This window comes from Salipiger marinus, from assembly GCF_900100085.1.
GTDB lineage: Bacteria > Pseudomonadota > Alphaproteobacteria > Rhodobacterales > Rhodobacteraceae > Salipiger > Salipiger marinus.
The window spans coordinates 1-23,424 of sequence record NZ_FNEJ01000036.1 but is presented as its reverse complement, the minus strand read 5'-3'; the positions used below and the strand labels follow the sequence as shown (position 1 = coordinate 23,424).

Genomic DNA, 23,424 nt, shown 5'->3' with positions numbered 1-23,424 from the left:
AAGGCGGATACGGTCTGACATTTTTGTGGGGGAAATTCGCGGCACTCAGCCGACCTGCGTGCGCCCGCGCCGGTCCAGCCGCAGCGCGGAATACAGCACATGCGTCCGCCAGCGCCCGTTGATCTGCAGATAGCTCTGCGCCACGCCTTCGTATTTGAAGCCGGAGCTTTCCAGCAGCCCGCGCGAGGCGACGTTTTCCGGCAGGCAGGCGGCCTCCACCCGGCTCAGATCCATGGTGGTGAAGGCGTGATGCACCAGCGCCGCGATGGCCTCGCGCATGTAGCCATGGCGGGCGAAGGGCAGGCCGGTCCAGTAGCCCAGCGTGCCCGACTGCGCGGGCCCGCGCCGGATGTTGTCAAGCGTGATCGCCCCCACCAGCGTCTCGTCCTCGCGCCGCACCAGAAACAGCGGCACGGCGGTGCCGCCGAGGATCGACCGGTTGGCCCAGTAGACGCGGTTGGAAAAGGCGCGCCGCGACAGATGGTCCGGCGCCCATGACGGCTCCCACGGGGTCAGGTAATCGCGGCTGGCGGTGCGCAGCGCCATCCACGCGTTGAAATCGCCATGCAGGGGCGGGCGCAGGATCAGCCGCTCGGTGTCGAGCCGGAACTTGCGCCGCCGCCCCAGCATCACGCCGCCCGTTGTGCCTGCAGCTCGTCCAGACCCGGCGCGTCCTTGACCGGGCCATACAGCGCCAGTGCCGCCGGGGCGCTGGCCGCCGCGGTTTCCGCAAAGACCCGCACATCGCCGGTGGTGACGTTGTCGATCCGCGCCACCGCGTCTTCGATGGGGGGCACCTTGCCCCAGATCTGGATCATGCGCGCCATGCGTTCGGCCCGCGCCGAGGGGCTTTCCAGCCCCATCAGCAGCCCCGCCTTCATCTGCGCCCGGGCCCGCGCCACCTCCTCGGGGGACATGTCGTCGGCGGCGCGCTTCATCTCGTCGATGGTCAGCCGGGCCAGATCGGCCACTTCCTCGCCGGAGGTGCCCGCATAGATCGTGGTCATGCCGGTATCGGCATAGGCGCCGTTCTGGGCGAAGATCGTGTAGCAGAGCCCGCGCTTTTCCCGGATCTCCTGAAACAGCCGCGAGGACATGCCGCCCCCCAGCGCGATGGAATAGATCTGCGCGGTGTAGAACTCCGGATCGCAATAGCCCGGACCCTCGAAGGCCAGCGCCATATGCGCCTGTTCCAGCGTCTTTTCGTGGCGGATCTCGCCACCGGTGAAGCGCGCGCGCGGGGCTTCGGGCGCGCCGCGCCCGGCCATGCCGCCAAACAGCGCCTCGGCCTGTTCCACCAGCACGTCATGGTCGACGCCGCCCGCGGCGGAGAGGATCATCTGCCCGGGGCCATACTGTTCGGCGACGAACCCGGCCAGATCCTCGCGGCTGAAGCCGCGCACATTGGCGGCCTCGCCCAGAATCGTTCGCCCGAGCGGCTGGTCGGCATAGGCGCGTTCCTGCAGCCAGTCGAAGATCACGTCATCAGGCGTATCCAGCGCCTGCCCGATCTCCTGCAGGATCACATGGCGCTCGGTCTCGATCTCTTTGGGTTCGAACACCGGGTTGAGCAGGATGTCCCCGATCACGTCCATGGCGAGCCGCGTATCCGCCTCCAGCACGCGGGCGTAATAGGCGGTCACCTCGCGCGAGGTATAGGCGTTGATATAGCCGCCCACATCCTCGATCGCCTCGGCGATCTGCAGGGCGCTGCGGGTGCGGGTGCCCTTGAACGCCATATGTTCCAGAAAATGCGCGATGCCGTTCTGTTCAAGCCGTTCGTTGCGCCCCCCGGCCGTGACCCAGATGCCGATGGAGGCGGATTGCAGGCCCGGCATCCGTTCCGACACGATGCGGAAGCCGTTCTTGAGGGTGGTCAGTTGGACGGTCACTGGGCAATACGCTCCCGGATCAGGGTTTCAAGGGCGGCCAGATCATTGGCCACGGGGGTGACACGCTCGGGGCGGTCAAAAAGGTCGGCCATGCGCTCGGGCAGGGCGGGGCGATGGCCGGTGGCGCGTTCCACCGCATCGGGGAATTTCGCGGGGTGCGCGGTGGCCAGCGTCACCATGGGCACGGCGGGATCGCGCTGCGCCTCGGCCACGGCGACACCCACGGCGGAATGCGGGCAGAGCAGTTCGCCGGTCTGCGTGAGCGTGCGGGTGATGGTGGCCAGCGTGTCATCCTCGGAGGTGCGGCCACTGTCGAAGACCTCGCGCAGCGCCTGCAGCGCGCCCTGGCTGACATGGAAGCCGCCCGATTTCAGTTCGGTCATCAGCTGCGCCACCGCCGCCCCGTCGCGGTCATAGGCATCAAACAGCGCCCGCTCGAAGTTGGAACTGACCTGAATGTCCATGGAGGGGCTGATGGAGGGATGCACCTCCGAGGTGACATAGCCGCCCGAGGTGAGGCAGCGGTGCAGGATGTCGTTCTGGTTGGTCGCCACCACCAGCCGGTCGATGGGCAGCCCCATGCGCTTGGCGATGTAGCCCGCGAAGATGTCGCCAAAATTGCCGGTGGGCACGGTGAAGCTGACGCGGCGCTCCGGCGCCCCCAGCGACACGGCGGCGGAGAAGTAGTAGACGACCTGCGCCAGAACCCGCGCCCAGTTGATGCTGTTCACGCCCGCGAGCCGCACCTCGTCGCGGAAGGCGAAATCGTTGAACATGTCCTTGAGCCGGGCCTGACAGTCGTCAAAATGCCCCTCCAGCGCCAGCGCGTGCACGTTGGCTTCCACCGGCGTGGTCATCTGGCGGCGCTGCACCTCGGAGACGCGGCCATGCGGGAACAGGATCACCACATCCACCGCATCAAGGCCGCGGAACGCCTCGATCGCCGCCGAGCCGGTATCGCCGGAGGTGGCGCCCACGATGGTCACCCGCTCGCCGCGCCGGGTCAGCGCTTCCTGAAACAGCTGGCCGATCAGCTGCATGGCGAAGTCCTTGAAGGCCAGCGTCGGCCCGTGGAACAGCTCCAGCAGGAAATGCCCCGGCGCCAGCTGCTTCAGCGGCGCGCGGGCGGCATGACCGAACCCGGCATAGGCGCGCGAGATCAGATCGCCGAAGGTTTCATCGGTGAAGCTGTCGCCGGTGAAGGGGCGCATGACGCGGAAGGCGGTTTCCTCATAGCTGAGACCATGCAGCGCGCGGATGTCTTCGGCGCTGAACTGCGGGATGGTCTCGGGCACGTAAAGCCCGCCGTCCCGGGCCAGCCCCGACAGCATCGCGTCCTCGAAACTCAGCACGGGCGCCTGCCCGCGGGTGGAGATGTAGCGCATCAGCTCGCTCCGTTTTTCCGTTGCCGCCACAGGAAATGGGCGGTCATGACAAGCCAGACCCCGGCCAGCGAAAACCAGGTGAGGGCGTATTGCAGGTGATCGTTGGGAATGCCGGTGATGGAGACCGGCAGCGGCGTGATGGCCGGATCGGCAGGGGTGACGGCGCGCGCCACCACCAGCAGCGGCTCGGTCTGCAGCGCCTCGGACATGGGGCCGATGTCGCGGGCAAACCATGTATTGCCCGCCTCGTCATTCTCCGGGGTGGAGGAATTGCGGTCATCCGGCCAGTGCAGGTTGCCCCGCACTTGGGCGGGCCCGGTCCCGGGCGTCAGATCCTTCTGCGCCACCGGGATGAAGCCACGGTCCAGCAGTACGACGCGCCCCTCGTCGGTCCGGAACGGCGAGATCAGCCGGTAGCCCGCGCCGACCTGTTTCTGGCTGACCAGCACGCGCAGGGCGCCGGGCAGGAACTCTCCGCTCAGCTGCACCGGCTGATAGCGCTGTGCCTCGGGGTCCACGACCTGCGGCAGCGGTTCGGGATCGGCGGCGATGCGGCTTTCGATCTGGGCCAGCACCGATTCCTTCCAGTCGAGCCGCTGCAATTGCCAGATCCCCAGCCCCACGAGAATCCCGGCGCCAATCAGACCAAAGAGAAGGGGGGCAAGGTAGCGGGTCAAGGGCATCCGGATCCGGGGGCAGGCTGTGGCCTGCTTATCGCGTCCATGCAGGACACATCAAGGCGTGATTGGCAGGCAGTGGGGGGCTCTGCCCCCCGTCCGCGCCGGGGCGCGGCCTCCCCCCGGGATATTTGGGGTCAGAAGAAACGCGGGCCTGCCGCTTCTTCTGACCAGAAATATCCCCGCCGGAGGCAGGCCGTCCGCAGCGGAAGGTGCAGGTTCTGGGCAAAAGCGAAACGCCCGCCGGAAGGGGCGGGCGTTCTGTCATGCGATGGCGGGAGCTTACTGGCCCCAGACGTAGACGGCGGCGAAGAGGAACAGCCAGACCACGTCGACGAAGTGCCAGTACCAGGCGGCGGCCTCGAAGCCGACATGCTTGTTGGGGGTGAAATCGCCGCGCATCAGGCGCAGCAGGCAGACGAACAGGAAGATCGTGCCGATCACCACATGCGCGCCGTGAAAGCCGGTGGCCATGAAGAAGTTCGCGGCATAGACGCTGCCCGAGAAGCCAAAGGCGGCGTGGCTGTATTCATAGGCCTGGAACAGCGTGAAGATGAAGCCAAGCGCGATGCCGATGATCAGGCCCCACTTCATGTCCTTGCGGTTGTTCTCGTGCACCAGCGCGTGATGCGCCCAGGTGACGGCGGCACCCGAGCAGAGCAGGATCAGCGTGTTGATCAGCGGCAGGTGCCACGGGTCGAAGGTCTCGATGCCGGCGGGCGGGAAGATCCCGTCCACGGCGGGCGAATTGCCGTCCGGATCCATCGGGTAGATCGCGTGTTTGAAGAAGGACCAGAACCACGCGAAGAAGAACATCACCTCGGACATGATGAACAGGATGAAGCCGTATTTCAGGCCGATCTGCACCACCGGGGTATGGTCGCCCACGCGGCTTTCGGCCACGACATCGGACCACCAGCCGAACATGACATAAAGCACGCCCACGAGGCCTGCGAGGAAGATCCACGGGCCGTGGTCATGCATCCAGAGCACGCTGCCGAACAGCATGACGAAGGCCGCAACCGCCGCGATGAACGGCCAGATGGAGGGTGGCAGGATGTGATAGTCGTGATTCTTGGCGTGCGCCATCTCTCGGGGTCCCTCGTTGGATAGACGTTCAGTTGACGGCGGAGCCGTCTGTTGGGGCGTCGAGCGCGGCCTGAACCTCGGTGGGCAGGTCGATCTCGTAGAAGGTATAGCTCAGCGTGATGTGCTTGGCGAATTTGGCGTCGCGGTCGTTCACGATCTCCGGGTCGACATAGAAGGTCACCGGCATCTGCACCCGCTCCCCGGGCATCAGCACCTGCTCCGTGAAGCAGAAGCATTCGATCTTGGAGAAATAGGCCCCCGCGTCATAGGGGGCGACGTTGTAGGTGGCCTGCCCGGCGATGGGCCGGTCGGTGGGGTTGTAGGCCTCGTAGAAGGCCAGACCCTCTTCGCCGATCTTCAGCGTCATTTCGGTCTGCAGCGGCTTGAATTCCCAGCCGAAGCCGCGATCCTTGGAGGCGTCGAAGCGGATCTTGATGGTCTGGTCCAGCACCGTATCCGAGGCGGCGGTGGCCACGTTCGTGGTGCCGCCATAGCCGGTGACGCGGCAGAACCAAGTGTAGAACGGCACCGAGGCCCAGGCCATGGCGCCCATGAAGACCACCACGCCGACCAGCTGCAGCAGCGTCCGGGTCTTGGGATCAGTTGTCATTTGGTGCCTCCTGCATCTGCACCGCAGCGCCGGGCTGCGGCACGGCGAAATCCCCGCGACCGATCTTGACGAGGGTCAGGCCGAAGACCAGCGCAATCAGCGCGCCAAGGATCAGGCCGACCCCGATGTTGCGGCCCCGGCGGCGGTGGTGAAGTTCATGTTCGCGGGCGATGCTCATGCCCAGCCTCCCAGACCATAACGCGCGAGCCCTGCCTCGATCAGGATCGCGCCGAAATGCGCGAAGAGATACAGCAGCGAGAGCTTGAAGAAGCGGCGTTCGGTCCTGAAATTATCCACCTCGGACTGGGTTTCGTCCCGGCGGAAGATGTCCCATGCGCCTTTCAGGAAAAGCGCGTTCAGCACAAGCGCCACGGCCAGATAGACGGGCCCGCCAATGCTGGTGAAGGCTGCGGCAAGGGCGAGGCCCGCAAGCAGCACGGTATAGACGAGGATATGCACGCGGGTGGCGCGGCGGCCATGGGTGACGGTCAGCATGGGCACGCCCGCATCGTCATAGTCGGAGCGCATGAACAGCGCCAGCGCCCAGAAATGCGGCGGGGTCCACATGAAGGTCAGGCAGAACATCAGCACCGCCTCGACGCTGACCGAGCCGGTTGCGGCGGCCCAGCCGATCATCGGGGGGAAGGCGCCCGCGGCGCCGCCGATCACGATGTTCTGCGGCGTCGCCCGCTTCAGCCAGATGGTGTAGATGACGACGTAGAAAAAGATGGTGAAGGCCAGCAGCCCGGCGGCCAGCCAGTTGGTGGCAAGGCCCAGAAACACCACGGCAAAGGCCGACAGCGCCATGCCCAGCCCCAGCGCCTCGCCCGGCTGGACGCGGCCCGAGGGGATGGGACGGCGGGCGGTGCGGCGCATCACGGCGTCGATATCGGCATCCCACCACATGTTGAGCGCGCCCGAGGCGCCGCCGCCGATGGCGATGAACAGCACCGCGCAGAAGCCCACGAAAGGATGCACGGCGACGGGCGCCGCCAGCAGGCCCACCAGCGCGGTGAACACGACCAGCGTCATGACGCGGGGTTTCAGCAGCGCAAAATAGTCGCCAAGGCGGGCTTCCGTCTCGAAGCTGCCCTGTGCCGATGTCGCTGCCGTATTGGTGGTCAGGTCGCTCATGCCGGTCTCGATTCGGGTCGTTCAGGGGGGTGGCCTTCCGCACGGGGCGCGGAAGGCCGGATCTGGATCAGGAGGCGGCGAGGAACTGCCGCACGTCGACATAGCCGCCGTCTTCCTGCGAGGCGGCAAGCCACGCGTCATAAACCTCTTGGCTCACGACCTTGACGGTGATCGGCATGTAAGCATGCGAAATGCCGCAAAGTTCCGAGCATTGGCCGAAATAGACGCCTTCGCGTTCGGGACGGAACCACAGTTCCGCGATCCGCCCGGGCACCGCGTCCTGCTTCACGCCGAAGGCCGGGATGGTCCACGAATGGATCACGTCGGCGCCGGTGACCTGCATCACCACGGTCGCACCCACGGGCACCACCACGGCGCTGTCGGTGGCCAGCAGGAATTCGCTGTCGGTATAGCCCGCTTCCTGCAGCTGCGCCGACACTTCGGGGGTCATCCGGTTGTCGCCGCCGGTGGCGGGCGCGCCGATCATGTAGCTGTCATAGGCCAGATCGGTGCCGACATATTCATAGCCCCAGTACCACTGGTAGCCGGTCACCTTCACCACCACGTCGCCTTCGGGGATTTCCTGCTGCTTGAACAGCACCGGCAGCGAATAGGCGCCGATCAGCACCAGAATCGCGATCGGACCGATGGTCCATGCGATTTCCAGCGGCGAGTTGTGGGTGAAGCTCTTGGGGTTGGGGTTCCGCTTCTGGTTGAACCGCACCAGCGCGAAGATCAGCAGGCCGACGACCAGCAGACAGATCGCGGTGATGATGACCAGCAGCATCCCGTCCAGCCACTGCAGGTCACGGGCCAGTTCGGTCGCGGCGGGCTGGAAGCCGGTGCCGCCGTTATGCGGCGTGCCCACAAGCTCCAGCGTCCCCTGTGCCATGGCGGGCGCGGCCATCACGCTGGACACAAGGCCCGTCAGCATCGAAATTCTACGCATGTGTCACCTGATCCGGTTGTCTTTCTTGTGCGCGGGCTGGAAGGTGTCGGCCGGGCGCGGACCCGGAGATCCCTCTCCCCGTCGAGTTGTGGCCTTTAAAAAGCACAAAGCGTGCATCAAATAAAGCCGATCGCTTGCGGCAAATCGGCGCTTTTTTGATCTAGATCAAGACTAGAAGGAATACCAGATGACCGAAAGTCCGTTCCGCCCGTTCGAAACGGCGCTTGATCTTGACTGGACGCTGGCCCAGCTGCGCGCCGCACTGGCGGGGGCCGAGGATGGGGAGCTGTTTCTGGAACGCCGCCGCGCCGAGGCGCTGGTGCTGGATGACGGACGAATCAGGACGGCGAGCTATGACGCCTCCGAAGGGTTCGGGCTGCGCGCGGTGCGGGGCGAGGTGGCAGGTTATGCCCATGCCACCGACCTGTCGGAGCAGGCGATTGCCCGCGCGGCAGAGACGGCGCGGCTGGCCGTGGGCGATGGCGGCGGCGTGATGGCGCCCCCGCCCGCAGGCACCAACCAGAAGCTTTATACCGATGCCGATCCCATCGCGGGCCATGCCTTCGGGGTGAAGCTCGACACGCTGCGCGAGATCGACGCCTATGCGCGGGCGCTGGATCCGCGTGTGGTGCAGGTGACCGCGACCATCGCCGCCTCCTGTCAGGAGGTGGCGATCCTGCGCCCCGAGGGCGGGCTGGTGACGGACATCCGCCCGATGACCCGGGTCAGCATCAGCGTCATCGTCGAAGAGGGCGGGCGGCGCGAGCAGGGCAGCGCCTCGGGCGGGGGGCGGTATCTGCTGGACGGGCTGCTGGATCCGGCGGACTGGCAGGCCCGCGCCCGCGAGGCGCTGCGCGTGGCGCAGGTGAACCTGCGCGCCGATGCCGCCCCCGCCGGGGTCATGGACATCGTGCTGGGGCCGGGCTGGCCGGGCATCCTGCTGCACGAGGCGGTGGGCCACGGGCTGGAGGGCGATTTCAACCGCAAGGGCAGTTCCGCCTTTGCCGGGCTGATGGGACAGCGCGTCGCGGCGCCCGGGGTCACGGTGGTGGATGACGGCACGCTGCCCGACCGGCGCGGCTCGATCTCCGTGGATGACGAGGGCACGCCCTCGGCCCGCAACGTGCTGATCGAGGACGGGATTCTGGTGGGCTACATGCAGGACCGCCAGAATGCGCGGCTGATGGGCGTGGCCCCCACCGGCAACGGGCGGCGCGAAAGCTATGCCCATGCGCCGATGCCGCGCATGACCAACACGCTGATGCTGGGCGGCGAGGCCGACCCGCAGGACATCGTCGGCGAGCTGAAGGACGGCATCTGGGCGGTGGGATTCGGCGGCGGTCAGGTCGACATCACCAGTGGCAAGTTCGTGTTCTCCTGCACCGAGGCCTATCGCGTGAAGAACGGCAAGGTCGGCGCCCCGGTCAAGGGCGCCACGCTGATCGGCGACGGCGCCACCGCGCTGCAGCAGATCCGCGCGCTGGGGCGCGACATGGCGCTGGATCCGGGCATGGGCAACTGCGGCAAGCAGGGGCAGTGGGTGCCGGTGGGTGTGGGCCAGCCCACGGTGCTGATCGGCGGGCTGACCGTGGGCGGGTCCGGGCAGTAAGCCCTAGGCAAAGAGGGCCCGCCGGAAAAATTTCGCGGCGGGCACCCGGTCCGCGTGTTCGTTTACCGATGGTTTACCACCTGCGCGCTAGAAAGATCCTGCAAGCGACGGGGTCAGGATGATCGGGCACACTCACTCTTCCACCCACCCCCCACTCCCACCCACCACGGAAGATGACCGGCTGGACTGGCTCCGTCTCTTGCGCTCCCGCCGCGTCGGGCCCACCACCTTCTGGCGGCTGCTGGCCGAACATGGCAGCGCCCGCGCGGGTCTGGCCGCGCTGCCCGCCATGGCAGCGGCGGCAGGACTGTCCGATTACAGGATCTGCCCCGAAGGCGTGGTGCAGGCCGAACTGGCTGCCGGGCGCCGTGTCGGCGCGCAGCTGGTCCGCCGGGGCGATCCCGGCTATCCCCCCGCCCTCTGCGATCTGGACGATGCGCCGCCGCTGCTGTGGCTGCACGGGCGCGCCGATCTGGCGGCGCGGCCCGCCGTGGCGCTGGTGGGGGCGCGCAATGCCTCCTCGCTTGGGATGCGGATGGCGCGGCAGCTGGCGGAGGGGCTGGGCGCCGCAGGCTGGCTGGTGGTGTCGGGACTGGCGCGCGGCATCGACGCCGCAGCACATGAGGGCGCGCTGCCCACCGGCACCGCCGCCCTGCTGGGCGGCGGGGTCGACGTGATCTATCCGCAGGAAAACGCGGGGCTGTTCCGGCGCATGGCGGCAGAGGGGCTGCTGCTTTCCGAACAGCCGCCGGGCACCGAACCGCAGGCGCGGCATTTCCCGGCCCGCAACCGGCTGGTGTCGGGCATGGCCCGCGTTGTGGTGGTGGTGGAGGCGGCGCCAAAATCCGGCACGCTTATCACCGCGCGCTGCGCGCTTGATCAGGGGCGGGAGGTGATGGCGGTGCCGGGCCATCCCTTTGACGGGCGGGCAGGGGGCTGCAACATGCTGCTGCGCGACGGGGCGCGGCTGGTGCGGGATGCCGCCGACGTGCTGGAAGCGCTGGAGGGGATGGGGACACCCGCACCTGCGCCTGCGCCCGTGGCAGAGCGCGCGCCGCTGGTGATCCCGCCCGCGCCGCCCGAACGGCGCACGCTGCGCGAGACCGCGTCGCTGCATGCCCGCATCCTTGCCCGGCTCGGCGCCGCCCCGGTGCCGGAGGACGAGGTGATCCGCGATCTGGGCGGCCGACCCGCAGAGATTTCGCCGGTGCTGACCGATCTGGAACTGGAAGGCCGGGTGGAGCGGCGCCCCGGCGGTCTGCTGAGCCTGATCCGCTAGGCCCGCCGCAGCGGGCAAAGGGGTCACATTGACATTCCCCCCTTGCACCCCACATGTTGCGCCGCCATACGCCATCCCCGAAAGAGGCTTTGAGCATAACGCTGCAAGAGGTTTTAACTGATGCCAGTCGTCGTCGTCGAGTCCCCGGCCAAGGCCAAGACAATCAACAAATATCTGGGATCCGACTACACGGTGCTCGCCTCCTACGGCCATGTTCGCGACCTGCCCGCCAAGGATGGATCGGTCGATCCCGAGGACGGGTTCGCCATGACATGGGAGATCGGCAACGACTCGAAAAAGCATGTCGCGGCCATCGCCGAGGCGCTGAAACATGACAATGCCCTGATCCTCGCCACCGACCCCGACCGCGAGGGCGAGGCGATTTCGTGGCACCTGCGCGAGGCGCTGACCAAGCGGCGGTCCATCAGGAAGGACACCGCCGTCAGCCGCGTGACCTTCAACGCCATCACCAAGGCCGCCGTGACCGAGGCGATGAAGAACCCGCGCGACATCGACGCGCCGTTGGTGGAGGCCTATCTCGCCCGCCGCGCGCTGGATTATCTGGTGGGCTTCAACCTGTCGCCGGTGCTGTGGCGCAAGCTGCCCGGCGCGCGGTCGGCGGGGCGGGTGCAGTCGGTCTGCCTGCGGCTCATCGTCGAGCGCGAGATGGAGATCGAGGCCTTCCGCGCCCGCGAATACTGGCAGGTGAAGGCGCTGCTGACCACGCCGCGCGGTCAGGAGTATGAGGCGCGGCTGACCACGCTCGCCGGTCGCAAGCTGGAACGCTACGATCTGGAAAACGCCACGCAGGCCGAACTGGCGGTGCAGGCGGTGGCAAGCCGCAAGCTCAAGGTGCTGTCGGTGGAGGCCAAGCCCTCCAGCCGCAATCCCTCGGCGCCGTTCATGACCTCGACCCTGCAGCAGGAAGCCAGCCGCAAGTTCGGCATGGGTGCGCGGGCCTGCATGAACGCGGCGCAGCGGCTCTATGAGGCGGGACACATTACTTATATGCGGACGGACGGCATCGACATGGCCGCCGAGGCGGTGACCGCCTGCCGCGAGGCCATCGCCGACCGTTTCGGCAAGGATTACGTGCCCGCAAGCCCGCGCATCTACAAGAACAAGGCGAAGAACGCGCAGGAAGCGCATGAATGTATCCGCCCCACCGAGATGTCGAAGGATGCCTCCGCGCTGAGCCTGCGCGAGGATGACCAGCGCAAGCTCTATGACCTGATCTGGAAACGCACGCTGGCCTGCCAGATGGAAGCGGCGCGGCTGGAACGGACCACGGTGGAAATCGGATCCGACGACGGGCAGGTGGGTCTGCGCGCCACGGGTCAGGTGGTGCTGTTCGACGGCTTCCTGAAAATCTACGAAGAAGGCCGCGACGATGTGGACAGCGACGATGACCGCCGCCTGCCGCAGATCAGTTCCGGCGATGCCGCGCCTTTCGCCAAATCCGGGCTGAAGGGTCAGCATGACAAGGCGGTGGAGGGCGAGACCCGCGCCGCCGTGCTGTCCGACAACAGCGCCGTTCTGGGCACGCAGAGCTTTACCCAGCCGCCGCCGCGCTACACCGAGGCGACGCTGGTCAAGAAGATGGAAGAGCTGGGCATCGGCCGCCCCTCCACCTATGCCAGCGTCATCGGCACGATTCAGGACCGCGAATATGTCCGCAAGGAACAGAACCGCCTGATCCCCGAGGACAAGGGCCGCATCGTCACCATCTTCCTGCTGAATTTCTTCAAGCGCTACGTGGAATATGATTTCACCGCAGCGCTGGAGGACGAGCTGGACGATGTCTCGGCGGGCGGGATGGATTACAAGGCGCTGCTGGCGAAGTTCTGGAAGGATTTCTCCGCCGCGATTTCCGAAACCTCGGAGCTGCGGATTTCCGAGGTGCTGGACGTGCTCGACGACGCGCTGGCGCCGCAGCTTTATCCGCCGCGCGAGGATGGCAGCGATCCGCGGCAATGCCCGCTCTGCGGGGCGGGGCAGCTGCATCTGAAGACCTCGCGCTCCGGCGGGTTTGTCGGCTGCTCCAACTATCCCGAATGCCGTTATACCCGCCCCATCGGCGGCGAGGCGGCGGAGGCGGGCGACCGCGTGCTGGGGATGGATGACGAGGGCAACGAGATCAGCCTGCGGTCGGGTCGGTTTGGTCCCTATGTGCAGCGCGGCGAGGCGACGCCAGAGGTGCCCAAGCCCGACCGGGCCAGTCTGCCCAAGGGCTGGCAGGCGGATGAGCTGACGCTGGAAAAGGCGCTGACCCTGCTCAGCCTGCCGCGCGTGGTGGGCGATCACCCCGAAGGCGGCGCGATTGCCGCGAATTTCGGACGGTTTGGCCCCTATCTGATGCACCAGCTGCCCGACGAGGCGAAGCCGGTCTATGCCAACCTCAAGGATCCGGCGGATGTGTTCGAGATCGGCATGAACCGCGCGGTCGAACTGCTGGCGGCCAAGCGCGCCAATCCCGGCGGGCGCAGCCGTGCGGCCGCAAAGCCGCTGCGCGAGATGGGGGACCATCCCGAAGGCGGGCCGATCGCGGTGATGGAAGGGCGCTATGGCCCTTACGTCAAATGGGAGAAGGTCAATGCGACCCTGCCCAAAGGCACCGAACCCGCCGATGTGACCATGGAAATGGCGCTGGAACTGATCGCGGCCAAGGCCCCCGCCAAAGGCAAGAAAAAGGCCGCCGCCAAATCCACGGCGAAGACGCCCGCCAAGAAGACCGCCGCGAAAAAGGCTCCGGCCAAGAAAGCCCCCGCCAAGACGGCTGCGGCGGCACCTGCGAAAAAAGCGGCAGGCAAAAAGGCCTGAACGCGCCACGGCCCGGACCGTTCCGCGCTGATCCCGCACGATGCTTTGATTGGACTGCCCTCCGGGGCGGTCCATCTTGTGCAGGGGAACAGTGTTTGAGTGAAAGGATCCGGATCATGTCTGCCAGCATGTTCAACCGCCGTCATCTTCTGGGCGCCGCAGGTGCCGCTTTCGGGATGGCGGCTCTGCCCGCCGCAGCCCAGCCCCTGCGCCACAACATGTCCAGCTTCGTGCGTCAGGACTGGCGCGACCATTTCGAGAGGCTGGGGGTGGCGACGATCGTCTGCGACACCACCTCGCGCGCGCTGCATTTCTGGTCCGGGAACGGGGCGGACTACCGCATCTACCCGACCTCGGTGCCGAAGACCGACGAGCTGACCAAGCGCGGCTATACCCGCATCGTGCGCAAGAAGGTGGGCCCGTCCTGGACCCCGACGCCGTCGCAGCTGCAGCGCTTTCCGGACTGGAAGCCGGTGCCGCCGGGCCCCGACAACCCGCTGGGCACCCATGCCATGTATCTGAGCTGGCCCGCCTACATCATCCACGGCACCCACGATACCCGCAAGATCGGGCGTGCATCTTCGGATGGCTGCATCGGGCTTTATAACGAAAAGATCGCGGAACTTTTCTCGCTGGCCCCGGTGGGGACGCAGGTTCGGGTGATCTGAGGTCAGATCCGGCATGACCGCGCGTCGGCTCCGGGCGATGCCGCCTGCCTGCATTGACTTTGCGGGGTGCGACGGCGAAAACCTTGAGGAGCCAACGAGGGAGTGTTCCGATGAAGAAGGTCTACGGGTCGGCGGGAGAGGCACTGGAGGGCCTGCTGCAGGATGGCATGCTGATCGCGGCGGGGGGCTTCGGCCTGTGCGGGATCCCCGAGCTGCTGATCGATGCCATCGTGGAGAGCGGCGTCAAGGATCTGACCATCGCGTCGAACAACTGCGGCGTTGACGGGTTCGGGCTGGGCAAGCTGCTCGACACCAAGCAGATCAAGAAGATGATGTCCTCCTATGTGGGGGAGAATGCCGAATTCATGCGGCAGTATCTTTCCGGCGAGCTGGATCTGGAATTCAACCCGCAGGGCACGCTGGCCGAGCGGATGCGCGCGGGCGGCGCGGGCATCCCCGGCTTCTACACCAAGACGGGTGTGGGCACGGTGGTGGCCGAAGGCAAGGAAATCAAGGAATTCGACGGTCAGGATTACGTGCTGGAGCGCGCGATCGTGGCCGATGTGTCCATCGTGAAAGCGTGGAAGGCGGACACCACCGGCAACGCGATCTTCCGCAAGACCGCCCGCAACTTCAACCCGCCGGCGGCGATGTGCGGCAAGATCTGCGTGATGGAGGTCGAGGAGATCGTCGAACCCGGCACGCTGGATCCGGACCATATCCATCTGCCCGGCATCTATGTGCACCGCCTGATCCAGGGCGAGCACGAGAAGCGCATCGAACAGCGGACAACCCGTCCGGCGGCGTGATCGCAGATGAGCACCGGCAGCGCCCCGGCCCAGAAGGAAAACCGGCTGAGCGACCGGGAGGCCTACGCCGCATTTGATGCGGCGCGGGTCTCCATGGTGCTGAGCGATCCGAATGCGGATGACAATCCCATCGTCTATGTCAACCGGGCCTTCACCGAGACCACGGGCTATTCTGCCCGGGCGGCGGTCGGGCGCAACTGCCGGTTCCTGCAGGGCGAAGACACCGATCCCGAAGAGGTGCAGCGCATCCGCGAGGCGATTGCCGCGCGCCATGACATCACCGTGGATCTGGTCAATTACAAATCCACCGGCGAGAAGTTCGTCAACCGGCTGATGGTGTCCCCGGTGTTCGACCGCGAGGGCGAGCTGATCTATTTTCTGGGGATCCAGCGGGTGCTGGCGCCAGAGGACCGGCTGATCTCTCCCAATGCCGTGCTGCATGAAATGCGCGAGATCCAGCATCGGGTGAAGAACCATCTGGCGATGATCGCCAGCCTGATCCGCATGCACGGACGCGGCGCCTCGGGGGCGGAGCACCATTTCAACCAGCTGTCACGGCGGGTCGAAAGCCTGCAGGTGCTGTATGAAGAACTGGCGAACCCGGCGCGGCGGCGCAACATGGACACGGTGGAACTGGGCGCCTATCTGTCGCGGCTGGTCTCTGCCATGCAGAATTTCGACGGGCGGCCGGGGATCCGGCTGAACGTCTCGGTCGATGATTTCGAGGCCCCCACCGACACGGCGGTGAATATCGGGCTGGTGGTGTCGGAAATCCTGACAAACGCGCTGAAACATGCGTTTCTGGGGCGCGAGACCGGTCTGGTCGAACTGCGCATGGCGCGGCTTCAGGGCCAAGTGCTGCGGATCATCGTCTCTGATGACGGGGTCGGCATGGATGACGGGGCGGAATGGCCCAGCAAGGAAAGCGTCGGCGGGCGGGTGATCCGGAGTCTGATCCTCCAACTCGACGGCAAGGTGGCGGTGATGCGCGGCGCCAACGGCACGGTGGTGACGTTGGATGTGCCGCTGGCATCGCAATAGGCAAGAGGAGGGGCAAACATGCCTTGGGACCGCAATCAGATGGCCGCCCGCGCGGCGCAGGAACTTGAAGACGGGATGTATGTGAACCTTGGCATCGGGATCCCGACGCTGGTCGCCAATTACACCGGCGACAAGGACATCACCCTGCAGTCGGAAAACGGCATGCTGGGCATGGGCCCGTTCCCCATCGAGGGGACCGAGGATCCGGACCTGATCAACGCGGGCAAGCAGACCATCACCGAACTGCCCAAGACCTCGTATTTCGACAGCGCCACCAGCTTCGGCATGATCCGGGGCGGCAAGATCGCGGCTGCGATCCTTGGCGCGATGGAAGTGTCGGAAAACGGCGATCTGGCGAACTGGATGATTCCCGGCAAGCTGGTCAAGGGCATGGGCGGCGCCATGGATCTGGTCGCGGGCGTCGGCAAGGTCATCGTGGTGATGGACCACACCAACAAGCATGGCGAGAGCAAGGTGCTGAAGGAATGCACCCTGCCGCTGACCGGCAAGGCCGTGGTGAACCGCATCATCTCCAACCTTGGGGTGCTGGATGTGGTGGAGGGCGGTCTGAAGATCGTCGAACTGGCCGAGGGTGTCACCGAAGAGGAACTGCGCGCCGCGACGCAGGCGACGCTGGTCAACTGATCCCGTCCCTCCGCAAGGCGGGACAAGACGCGGCCCCCGCTTGGGGGTCGCGTTTTTTGTGCCTTGGGCGGGGCGCAGGGCAGGGGCCGGGAACATGCGGCGGCCCGGTTCGTTTTGTTGCGAAGGGCGGTGCTTTGCCGTCCGCCTGAAAGGAGGTCCGCAATGGACACGCAACTTGCCCCCAGAGTCCGGCTTCACGTGGAAGACAGCGGCGGCCCCGGTCGTCCGGTCGTGCTGATCCACGGCTGGCCGCTGTCCGGTGCCGCATGGGCGCCGCAGGTGGCCGCGCTGCAGGATGCCGGATACCGGGTCATCAGCTATGACCGGCGCGGCTTTGGCCGCTCCGACAAGCCCGAGACCGGCTATGATTACGACACGCTGGCGGCGGATCTGGCCGGGCTGCTGGAGGATCTGGATCTGCGCGACGTCACGCTGGTGGGCTTTTCCATGGGCGGCGGCGAGGTCGCCCGCTATCTGAGCACGCAGGACAAGGGGCGGCTGCACAGCGTCGCCTTTGCCTCGGCGGTGCCGCCCTACATGATGCGGAGCCAGGACAACCCCGAAGGTCCGCTGACCAAGGATGCCGTCGAAGAGATGGAGGAGGGGCTGCGTGCCGACCGCGCCGGGTTCTTCCGGCAGTTCGCGCGGGATTTCTACACGGCCGAAGGCAGGCTCTGCGTGCCCGAAGAGGCGCTGCGCAATGCCGTGGCGCTGTGCGAGCAGTCCGACCAGACCGCAGCGCTTGCCTGCATGGAGGCGTTCGGCACCACCGATTTCCGGGAGGATCTGCGCCATGTCGATCTGCCGGTGCTGGTCATCCACGGCTCGTCCGACGGCATCGTGCCGATCGAAGGCTCCGGAGAGCGCATCCATGTGATGGTGCCGGGCTCGTCTCTGCAGGTGATCGAGGGCGCGCCGCATGGCTGCAACGTGAGCCATCCCAAGGAATTCAACCGCGCGCTGCTGCAGTTTCTGGCGCTTTAGGCGCGGCAGGCGCGTCAGCAGGCGGCAGACACGAAAAGGGCGGGCTCTGCAGGAGCCCGCCCAACTTCATCGCGCCGGGGATTTGGGAGGAGAGTGGCGCAATGTCATACCCGTCCCAGGGAGGAGGAGAGGGGACGAGAAATGATCCCTTACTTCGCCGGAGTGGCGGTGGCCTTCTTCGCGGCGGTGCCCATGTCGTCGGTCGCCTTCTTCATGGCGGCGCTGGCGTCTTCGCTGAAGTCCTTGCCTGCGGCCATCATCAGTTCGACCGTGTCCATCTGGACCTTCTTCGCGATCTCGGCGAAGGCGGCCATATGCTCGGCGGTCATTTCGGCCTGAGCGGAGGCATAGTCGGTCATCGCCTTGGCGTAATCCGACGGCTCCTTCTTGACCTTCATCATCTCACCCAGCTTGGCCAGCGTGTCCTTGGTCCACTTGGTGGACACTTCGGTCGACTTCTCCGCCGCTTCCAGAGCCACGCCGGACAGCTTTTCGTTCAGCGTCGCGGTGGTCTTGAACGCTTCGTCCATGGACTTGGTGTCCACGGGGAATGCGCCCATCATGTCTTTCATCATCGCGGTGAAATCTTGGGTCGTCGCCATCTGTCTATTCCTGTCTTTTCTGCTTTGGCGGGCCCACCCCGCCGTTCTCAGCTGACACGAATATGCACGCTGCAGCGCAGCATTTCAAGGGGAAATTGCTGCGATGCAGAAAAAGCAGGGGCTGGGCAGGGTTAGGCGGTCGCCTTCGCGCGGACATACTCGCCCGGCGCGGGGCAGAGCGGCGGATGCGCCGAATCGCCGGGGCTGCGCGCCGCCACCAGCTTGCCCGACCGCTTGCGCAGCCACGCCTCCCATGTCGGCCACCACGAGCCTTCGTCAAACGCGGCAGCGGCCTTCCAGTCAGGCGCAGACAGCGACAGGTCACTGTGGGTGTAATGGCCGTATTTCTTCTTGCTGGGCGGATTCACGATGCCTGCGATATGCCCGGACTGCGCCAGCACAAAGGTCTTGGACCGTCCACCCATCTTCTGCACGCCGCGATAGCAGTCGGTCCATGCGGCGATGTGATCGCCCTCGGCGGCGATGGAGATCAGCGGCACGTCCACATCGGCGATGTCCAGCATTTCCCCCAGCAGCTTGAACCGGCCCTCGGAAAACTCGTTCCGCTGACAGAGCCCGCGCAGATACTGCATGGTCATGCGCCCGGGCAGGTTCGCGCCATCGCCGTTCCAGTAGAGCAGGTCGAAAGCGGGCGGGGTTTCCCCCATCATGTAATGCCGGATCGCGGGCGTGTAGATCAGGTCAGTGGAGCGCAGATAGGAGAACGTCCGCGCCATGATGAAGCTTTTGAGGATGCCGGTCTTGGCCACCTCCGCCTCGATCCCGTCGACAAAATCATTCTGCAGGAAGGGGGTGAATTCGCCCTGATCGGAAAAATCGGTGAGCGTGGTAAAGAACGTTGCCGATTTCACCGAGGTATCGCCGCGCTTTTTCAGCAGCGACAGGGTCAGCGCCAGCGTGGTGCCCGCGATGCAATAGCCCACCGCATTGACCTGTTCGGTGCCGCAGATCTCGCGCGCGACACGGATGCCGGTCAGGTAGCCTTCTTCGATGTAATCCTCGAGCCCCACGTCGCGGTAGCTTTCATCGGCATTGACCCAGCTTGCCACGAACAGCGTGTAGCCCTGATCGGTGATCCAGCGGATCAGGCTGTTCTGCGGTTTCAGGTCGAGGATGTAGAACTTGTTGATCCATGGAGGGAACAGCACGATGGGCGTCTCGCGCACCTTGTCGGTGGTGGGCGCATACTGGATCAGCTCCATCAGCCGGTTGCGCCAGACCACCTGACCTTCGGCGGTGGCGATGTTCTCGCCGATGCGGAACGCCTTTTCATCGGCCAGCCGCACCACCAGCTCGCCATTGTTCGCCTCAAGGTCGGCGACAAGGTTTTCCATCCCGCGCACAAGGCTTTCACCTTCGGTTTCAACGGCTTTCTGCAGCGCGTCGGGATTGGTGGCAAAGAAATTGGTGGGCGCCATCATGTCGATGATCTGCTGGGCGAAATAGGTCAGGCGGCGCTTTTCGCGCGGATCCATATCCTCGATCTCGTCCACCGCGTTGCGGATCGCCTCGGCGCTGATGAGGTATTGCTGCTTGATGAAGTTGAAATAGGGATGGCTGTCCCAGAGCGGATTGCTGAAGCGGCGGTCGGTCGGGCCGGTATCCGCAGGCGGGGTCAGGCTGCCGCCTGCCAGCGCCTGCTGCGCCTCAAGGTAATGATGCAGCGACTTGCCCCAGTAGCTGACCTGCTGTTCAAACACCTTGGCGGGGTTCTGCATCCACTCCTGCCAGTAGGCCTGCGCGGCCTTGGCATAAAGCTCGGGCTCCGGTCCGCTGAGCGCGGTATTGACCGGTTTGCGCCGTGCCAGCGCCTCCAGCAGCCGTTGCGTCAGGGCTTCGACCTTGCCAAGATTGGCTTCCAGCCGGGCACGGTCTTTACCGATCTCTGTGCCGGTTGTTGTCATAAGGTCGAATCCCCCCTATTTACTCCCATCGTTAGTCTAACGATGCCGGTGCCGGGGGCAAAGCGGCGAATTGGTCCGAAGCGGGGGAGACCCCGGATGTGGCGGGAGGCGCATCTGGGGCCAGAGCCCGTGGCGGGTCGCGATCCAGGAGTTTCGGTCCATGCGCTACATGGCGACTTACGATCTGATGGAATCCTTCCGCAACACCAACCAGTGGCTGGGCGCGACCGCCCGCACGCTGGCCTCCTATCCCGCCTTTGCGGCGATGCCCAACCCGCTGATCGGGATGGCTGCGGCATGGGGCGAAGTGACGGAGCGCAGCTTCGAGCGCATGGTGGTCAAGCCCGACTGGGGCATCCGGTCCATCCCCTGCGAGGATGGCCGCGACCATCTGGTCGAGGTGCGCACCGTGGTGGAAAAACCCTTCGGCAACCTGCTGCATTTCGAGGTGACGGGCCGCCCGAAAAAGCCGCGCACCATCCTGCTGGTGGCGCCCATGTCGGGCCATTACGCGACCCTGCTGCGGTCCACCGTGATCTCGCTGATCCCCGATACCGAGGTCTATGTGACCGACTGGCACAATGCCCGCGACATTCCGGTATCGGCGGGCAAGTTCGACATCGAAGATTACACGCTGTATCTTGTTGATTTCATGCGCCATCTGGGGTCGGAAACCAATGTGATCGCGGTATGCCAGCCCGCGCCGCTGACGCTGGCCGCCACAGCCTATCTGGCGGAGCTTGATCCCAAGGCGCAGCCGCGCACCATGACGCTGATCGGCGGGCCCATCGATCCCGATGCCACCCCCACCGACGTCACCGATTTTGGCCGCCGCGTCACCATGGGCCAGCTGGAGGAGACGATGATCCAGCAGGTCGGGTTCAAGTACAAGGGCGTGGGGCGGATGGTCTATCCGGGCCTGCTGCAGCTGGCCTCGTTCATGTCGATGAATGCCGAACGCCATTCCCGCGCCTTCACCGACCAGATTTTCCGGGTGAGCCGCGGCGAAGCCTCGGATCACGATCCGCACAACCGCTTTTACGATGAATATCTGGCGGTGATGGACATGACCGCGGAATTCTACCTGTCCACGGTGGAGCGTATCTTCAAGAATGGCGAGATCGCGCAGAACCGCTTTGTGGTGGAAGGGCACCGCGTCGATATCGGCAAGATCACCGATGTGGCGGTGATGACGGTGGAGGGCGCGAATGACGACATCTCGGCGCCCGGGCAATGCGTCGCCGCGCTTGATCTCTGCACCGGCCTGCCCGACCGGCTGAAGGCGCAGCATCTGGAACCGGGGGCGGGCCATTACGGCATCTTCGCGGGCAAAAGCTGGCGCAACAACATCCGCCCGCTGGTGCTGAGCTTCATCGACGGCACCTCTGGCAAGACGCGCGCGGCGGCTTCCGACGCCGCCTGATCCTAGGGGGCAGGAGGGGCGCTGCCCCTCTTGCGCCCCTGCGGGGCGCAATTCACCCCGGGATATTTAGGGTCAGAAGAAACCGGCGTCAGCCCAGCACATGCACCCGGATGCCGAGCGCTTCGAGCCTGCGGCGGCCTGCGCGCGCGGGGGCTTCGTTCAGGAAGGCGGCGGTGCGCAGATCCGCGCCCTGCCGCTCTGCCAGATGCAGCGCCGCCTCGGCGGTTTCGCCGCTGGCCAGATGCGCATCGATATAAAGCAGCACCTCGCCGGGCTGCAGCGCCTCGTCATCGAGCAGCGGGCCCTTGGGGCTGCGCGGCAGGGCGACGAGCCCGATGCGCAGGTGATAGGCGACGGCGGCGCCAAGGATCACGCCCTCGGGTCCGGGGCTGAGGATGCGGCTGACCGGGCCTGTGGCGCAATGGGCCAGCCGTTCCACCGTATGGCGGAAGGCGGCGGGATCGGCGCAGAGCGCCAGCATGTCGGTCCGGGCGGGGCGCGCCCGCATGGCTCAGGCGCCCCGGCGCAGGGTCGCGGTCAGCAGCCCCATGGCGATCAGCGCAGAGCCCCCCATCCGGGTGATCCAGACCAGCACCGCAGGGCGCCGGATGGCGCGGCGCAGCCGGTCCGCCGCCAGCGCATAGGCCAGCGTGTTGAGCGTGGCGAGCGTGACGAAGGTGGCCACCAGCAGCACGAATTGCGGCGGCAGGGGCCGGGCGGGATCCAGAAACTGCGGCACGAAGGCGATGAAGAAGGCGATGCTTTTGGGATTGAGCGCGGTCACCGCCGCGGCATGGCCAAACACGCCGCGCGCCGTCACGTCACGCGCGGGCTCCTGCAGCAGCGCCTGCGGGGCAGAGCGCAGCAGCCGGATGCCGAGCCAGACCAGATAGGCTGCCCCCACCCATTTCAGCACCAGAAACAGCGTGGCCGAGGTCAGCACCAGCGCGCCCAGACCGGCAAGTGACAGGCTCATGGCGACAAAATCCCCCAGCGCCACGCCCGCTGCGGTGGCCACCGCCACCGACCGCCCCTTGGAGAGCGCGTAGGAGAGCACCATCAGCACGGTCGGGCCGGGGATCAGCAGCAGCGCCACCGAGGCCGCAACAAAGGCCAGCCACAGATCAAGGCTCATGGCGGGCTCCCGTCGGGAGAGCCGTCCGGGTCTGCGTGCCCTGACGGGCGCAGGCCAGGGCTTTAAGGCGGGTCTGCGGATCATCCCGGGCGGGTGCGGCGGGGATCCCGGTCAAGCTGTCTGTCATGCCATCCTCCGTTCCGCGCAGCCTGCACCGGGCGGGATCGGTTGAAAAGATGGAACATGGCGGCGGATCGTGGCGGCGCGGAGATTTCCGCGCCGCACCGGTCAGGAGAGGGGGGCGCTGCCCCCCTCGGCGCCTGCGCGCCTCACCCCCCGGAGTTCAGGGGCAAGATGAACGGCGCGCGGATCAGGTCGCGGCGTTTGCGGCGTCGCGGATGGCCCGGATATTCTGACCATACGGGGCGGGATCGTCCACCGATCCGCCGCGGAACACCGCCGATCCCGCGACCAGCACATCGGCGCCTGCCGCCACCACCAGCGGGGCGGTGACCGGATCAACCCCGCCATCGATTTCGATATGGATGGGCCGGTCGCCGATCAGGCTGCGCAGCGCGCGGATCTTGGCGGTCATGTCGAGGAATCTCTGCCCGCCAAAGCCCGGATTGACCGTCATCACGCAGATCAGGTCGGTGAGATCCAGCAGCGGCTCCACCGCCTGCGCGGGCGTGCCGGGATTGAGCGCGAGCCCCGCCTTCATGCCCGCGCCACGGATCGCCTGCAGGGTGCGGTGGCTGTGCGGTCCGGCTTCCAGATGCGCGGTGAGGATGTCGGCCCCGGCATCGGC

Annotated in this window: 23 protein-coding genes; 9 read left to right on the top strand and 14 right to left on the bottom strand. The window is 66.2% G+C overall.

Annotated elements, in window-relative coordinates; genetic code table 11:
• Nucleotides 1-45: 45 nt before the first annotated feature.
• From BLR51_RS24930 to coxB, 9 genes are all read right to left on the bottom strand, one after another.
• A complete protein-coding gene (locus BLR51_RS24930) occupies nucleotides 46-630 on the bottom strand; it encodes a GNAT family N-acetyltransferase (protein WP_089852054.1) in 585 nt (194 codons plus the stop codon).
• Nucleotides 630-1,892, bottom strand: a complete 1,263-nt coding sequence (locus BLR51_RS24925) for a M16 family metallopeptidase (protein WP_089852053.1) — start codon at nucleotides 1,890-1,892, stop codon at nucleotides 630-632. The genes BLR51_RS24930 and BLR51_RS24925 overlap by 1 nt, the downstream gene beginning before the upstream one ends.
• Nucleotides 1,889-3,277, bottom strand: coding sequence for a threonine synthase (gene thrC / locus BLR51_RS24920; RefSeq protein WP_089852051.1), 1,389 nt, complete (start codon nucleotides 3,275-3,277; stop codon nucleotides 1,889-1,891). Before thrC ends, BLR51_RS24925 begins: the two co-directional genes overlap by 4 nt.
• A complete protein-coding gene (locus BLR51_RS24915) occupies nucleotides 3,277-3,954 on the bottom strand; it encodes an SURF1 family protein (RefSeq protein ID WP_089852071.1) in 678 nt (225 codons plus the stop codon). The genes thrC and BLR51_RS24915 overlap by 1 nt, the downstream gene beginning before the upstream one ends.
• A 282-nt stretch (nucleotides 3,955-4,236) precedes the next feature.
• Complete coding sequence (locus tag BLR51_RS24910) at nucleotides 4,237-5,043, bottom strand: cytochrome c oxidase subunit 3 (RefSeq protein ID WP_089852049.1); 807 nt, start codon at nucleotides 5,041-5,043, stop codon at nucleotides 4,237-4,239.
• A gap of 28 nt (nucleotides 5,044-5,071) precedes the next feature.
• Nucleotides 5,072-5,653, bottom strand: a complete 582-nt coding sequence (locus BLR51_RS24905; protein ID WP_089852047.1) for a cytochrome c oxidase assembly protein — start codon at nucleotides 5,651-5,653, stop codon at nucleotides 5,072-5,074.
• Nucleotides 5,643-5,831: a cytochrome c oxidase system small membrane protein gene (locus BLR51_RS24900; protein WP_089852045.1), complete on the bottom strand. Its 189-nt coding sequence runs from the start codon at nucleotides 5,829-5,831 to the stop codon at nucleotides 5,643-5,645. The genes BLR51_RS24905 and BLR51_RS24900 overlap by 11 nt, the downstream gene beginning before the upstream one ends.
• Entirely contained in the window at nucleotides 5,828-6,787 is a 960-nt protein-coding gene (cyoE, locus tag BLR51_RS24895) for a heme o synthase (RefSeq protein WP_089852042.1), read from the bottom strand. The genes BLR51_RS24900 and cyoE overlap by 4 nt, the downstream gene beginning before the upstream one ends.
• 67 nt (nucleotides 6,788-6,854) lie before the next feature.
• Complete coding sequence (coxB, locus tag BLR51_RS24890; protein WP_089852040.1) at nucleotides 6,855-7,736, bottom strand: cytochrome c oxidase subunit II; 882 nt, start codon at nucleotides 7,734-7,736, stop codon at nucleotides 6,855-6,857.
• A 187-nt stretch (nucleotides 7,737-7,923) separates the two neighbouring features.
• Between coxB and tldD the strand changes: the two genes are divergently transcribed.
• From tldD to BLR51_RS24850, 8 genes are all read left to right on the top strand, one after another.
• Nucleotides 7,924-9,345: a metalloprotease TldD gene (gene tldD / locus BLR51_RS24885; RefSeq protein WP_089852038.1), complete on the top strand. Its 1,422-nt coding sequence runs from the start codon at nucleotides 7,924-7,926 to the stop codon at nucleotides 9,343-9,345.
• Between the two features lie 118 nt (nucleotides 9,346-9,463).
• Nucleotides 9,464-10,624: a DNA-processing protein DprA gene (gene dprA / locus BLR51_RS24880; RefSeq protein WP_089852036.1), complete on the top strand. Its 1,161-nt coding sequence runs from the start codon at nucleotides 9,464-9,466 to the stop codon at nucleotides 10,622-10,624.
• Nucleotides 10,625-10,744: 120 nt separating this feature from the next.
• Entirely contained in the window at nucleotides 10,745-13,444 is a 2,700-nt protein-coding gene (topA, locus tag BLR51_RS24875; protein WP_089852034.1) for a type I DNA topoisomerase, read from the top strand.
• A 116-nt stretch (nucleotides 13,445-13,560) separates the two neighbouring features.
• Entirely contained in the window at nucleotides 13,561-14,112 is a 552-nt protein-coding gene (locus BLR51_RS24870) for a L,D-transpeptidase (protein ID WP_089852032.1), read from the top strand.
• Nucleotides 14,113-14,222: 110 nt separating this feature from the next.
• A complete protein-coding gene (locus BLR51_RS24865) occupies nucleotides 14,223-14,921 on the top strand; it encodes a CoA transferase subunit A (RefSeq protein WP_089852030.1) in 699 nt (232 codons plus the stop codon).
• Nucleotides 14,922-14,927: 6 nt separating this feature from the next.
• Nucleotides 14,928-15,962: a PAS domain-containing protein gene (locus BLR51_RS24860; RefSeq protein WP_089852028.1), complete on the top strand. Its 1,035-nt coding sequence runs from the start codon at nucleotides 14,928-14,930 to the stop codon at nucleotides 15,960-15,962.
• Between the two features lie 18 nt (nucleotides 15,963-15,980).
• Nucleotides 15,981-16,607: a CoA transferase subunit B gene (locus BLR51_RS24855; RefSeq protein ID WP_089852024.1), complete on the top strand. Its 627-nt coding sequence runs from the start codon at nucleotides 15,981-15,983 to the stop codon at nucleotides 16,605-16,607.
• A gap of 162 nt (nucleotides 16,608-16,769) precedes the next feature.
• Nucleotides 16,770-17,591, top strand: a complete 822-nt coding sequence (locus BLR51_RS24850) for an alpha/beta fold hydrolase (protein ID WP_089852022.1) — start codon at nucleotides 16,770-16,772, stop codon at nucleotides 17,589-17,591.
• Between the two features lie 149 nt (nucleotides 17,592-17,740).
• Here the strand turns inward: BLR51_RS24850 and BLR51_RS24845 are convergent, their stop codons facing one another.
• Nucleotides 17,741-18,193, bottom strand: coding sequence for a phasin family protein (locus tag BLR51_RS24845; RefSeq protein ID WP_089852020.1), 453 nt, complete (start codon nucleotides 18,191-18,193; stop codon nucleotides 17,741-17,743).
• Between the two features lie 131 nt (nucleotides 18,194-18,324).
• Nucleotides 18,325-20,118 (bottom strand): class I poly(R)-hydroxyalkanoic acid synthase, encoded by a 1,794-nt coding sequence (phaC, locus tag BLR51_RS24840; protein WP_089852018.1) that lies wholly within the window; start codon nucleotides 20,116-20,118, stop codon nucleotides 18,325-18,327.
• A 160-nt stretch (nucleotides 20,119-20,278) separates the two neighbouring features.
• Here phaC and phaZ point away from each other — a divergent pair, with 160 nt between their 5' ends.
• Nucleotides 20,279-21,541 (top strand): polyhydroxyalkanoate depolymerase, encoded by a 1,263-nt coding sequence (phaZ, locus tag BLR51_RS24835; protein WP_089852015.1) that lies wholly within the window; start codon nucleotides 20,279-20,281, stop codon nucleotides 21,539-21,541.
• An 88-nt stretch (nucleotides 21,542-21,629) separates the two neighbouring features.
• Here phaZ and BLR51_RS24830 read toward each other — a convergent pair whose 3' ends face one another.
• The 3 genes from BLR51_RS24830 to BLR51_RS24820 all read right to left on the bottom strand — a co-directional run.
• Nucleotides 21,630-22,049 carry a hypothetical protein gene (locus BLR51_RS24830; RefSeq protein ID WP_089852013.1) on the bottom strand — a complete coding sequence of 140 codons (420 nt, stop codon included), beginning with the start codon at nucleotides 22,047-22,049 and terminating at the stop codon, nucleotides 21,630-21,632.
• A gap of 3 nt (nucleotides 22,050-22,052) precedes the next feature.
• A complete protein-coding gene (locus BLR51_RS24825) occupies nucleotides 22,053-22,676 on the bottom strand; it encodes a LysE family translocator (RefSeq protein ID WP_089852011.1) in 624 nt (207 codons plus the stop codon).
• A 310-nt stretch (nucleotides 22,677-22,986) separates the two neighbouring features.
• A partial coding sequence (locus tag BLR51_RS24820; RefSeq protein ID WP_131821881.1) for a ribulose-phosphate 3-epimerase occupies nucleotides 22,987-23,424 on the bottom strand: 438 nt, incomplete at its 5' end.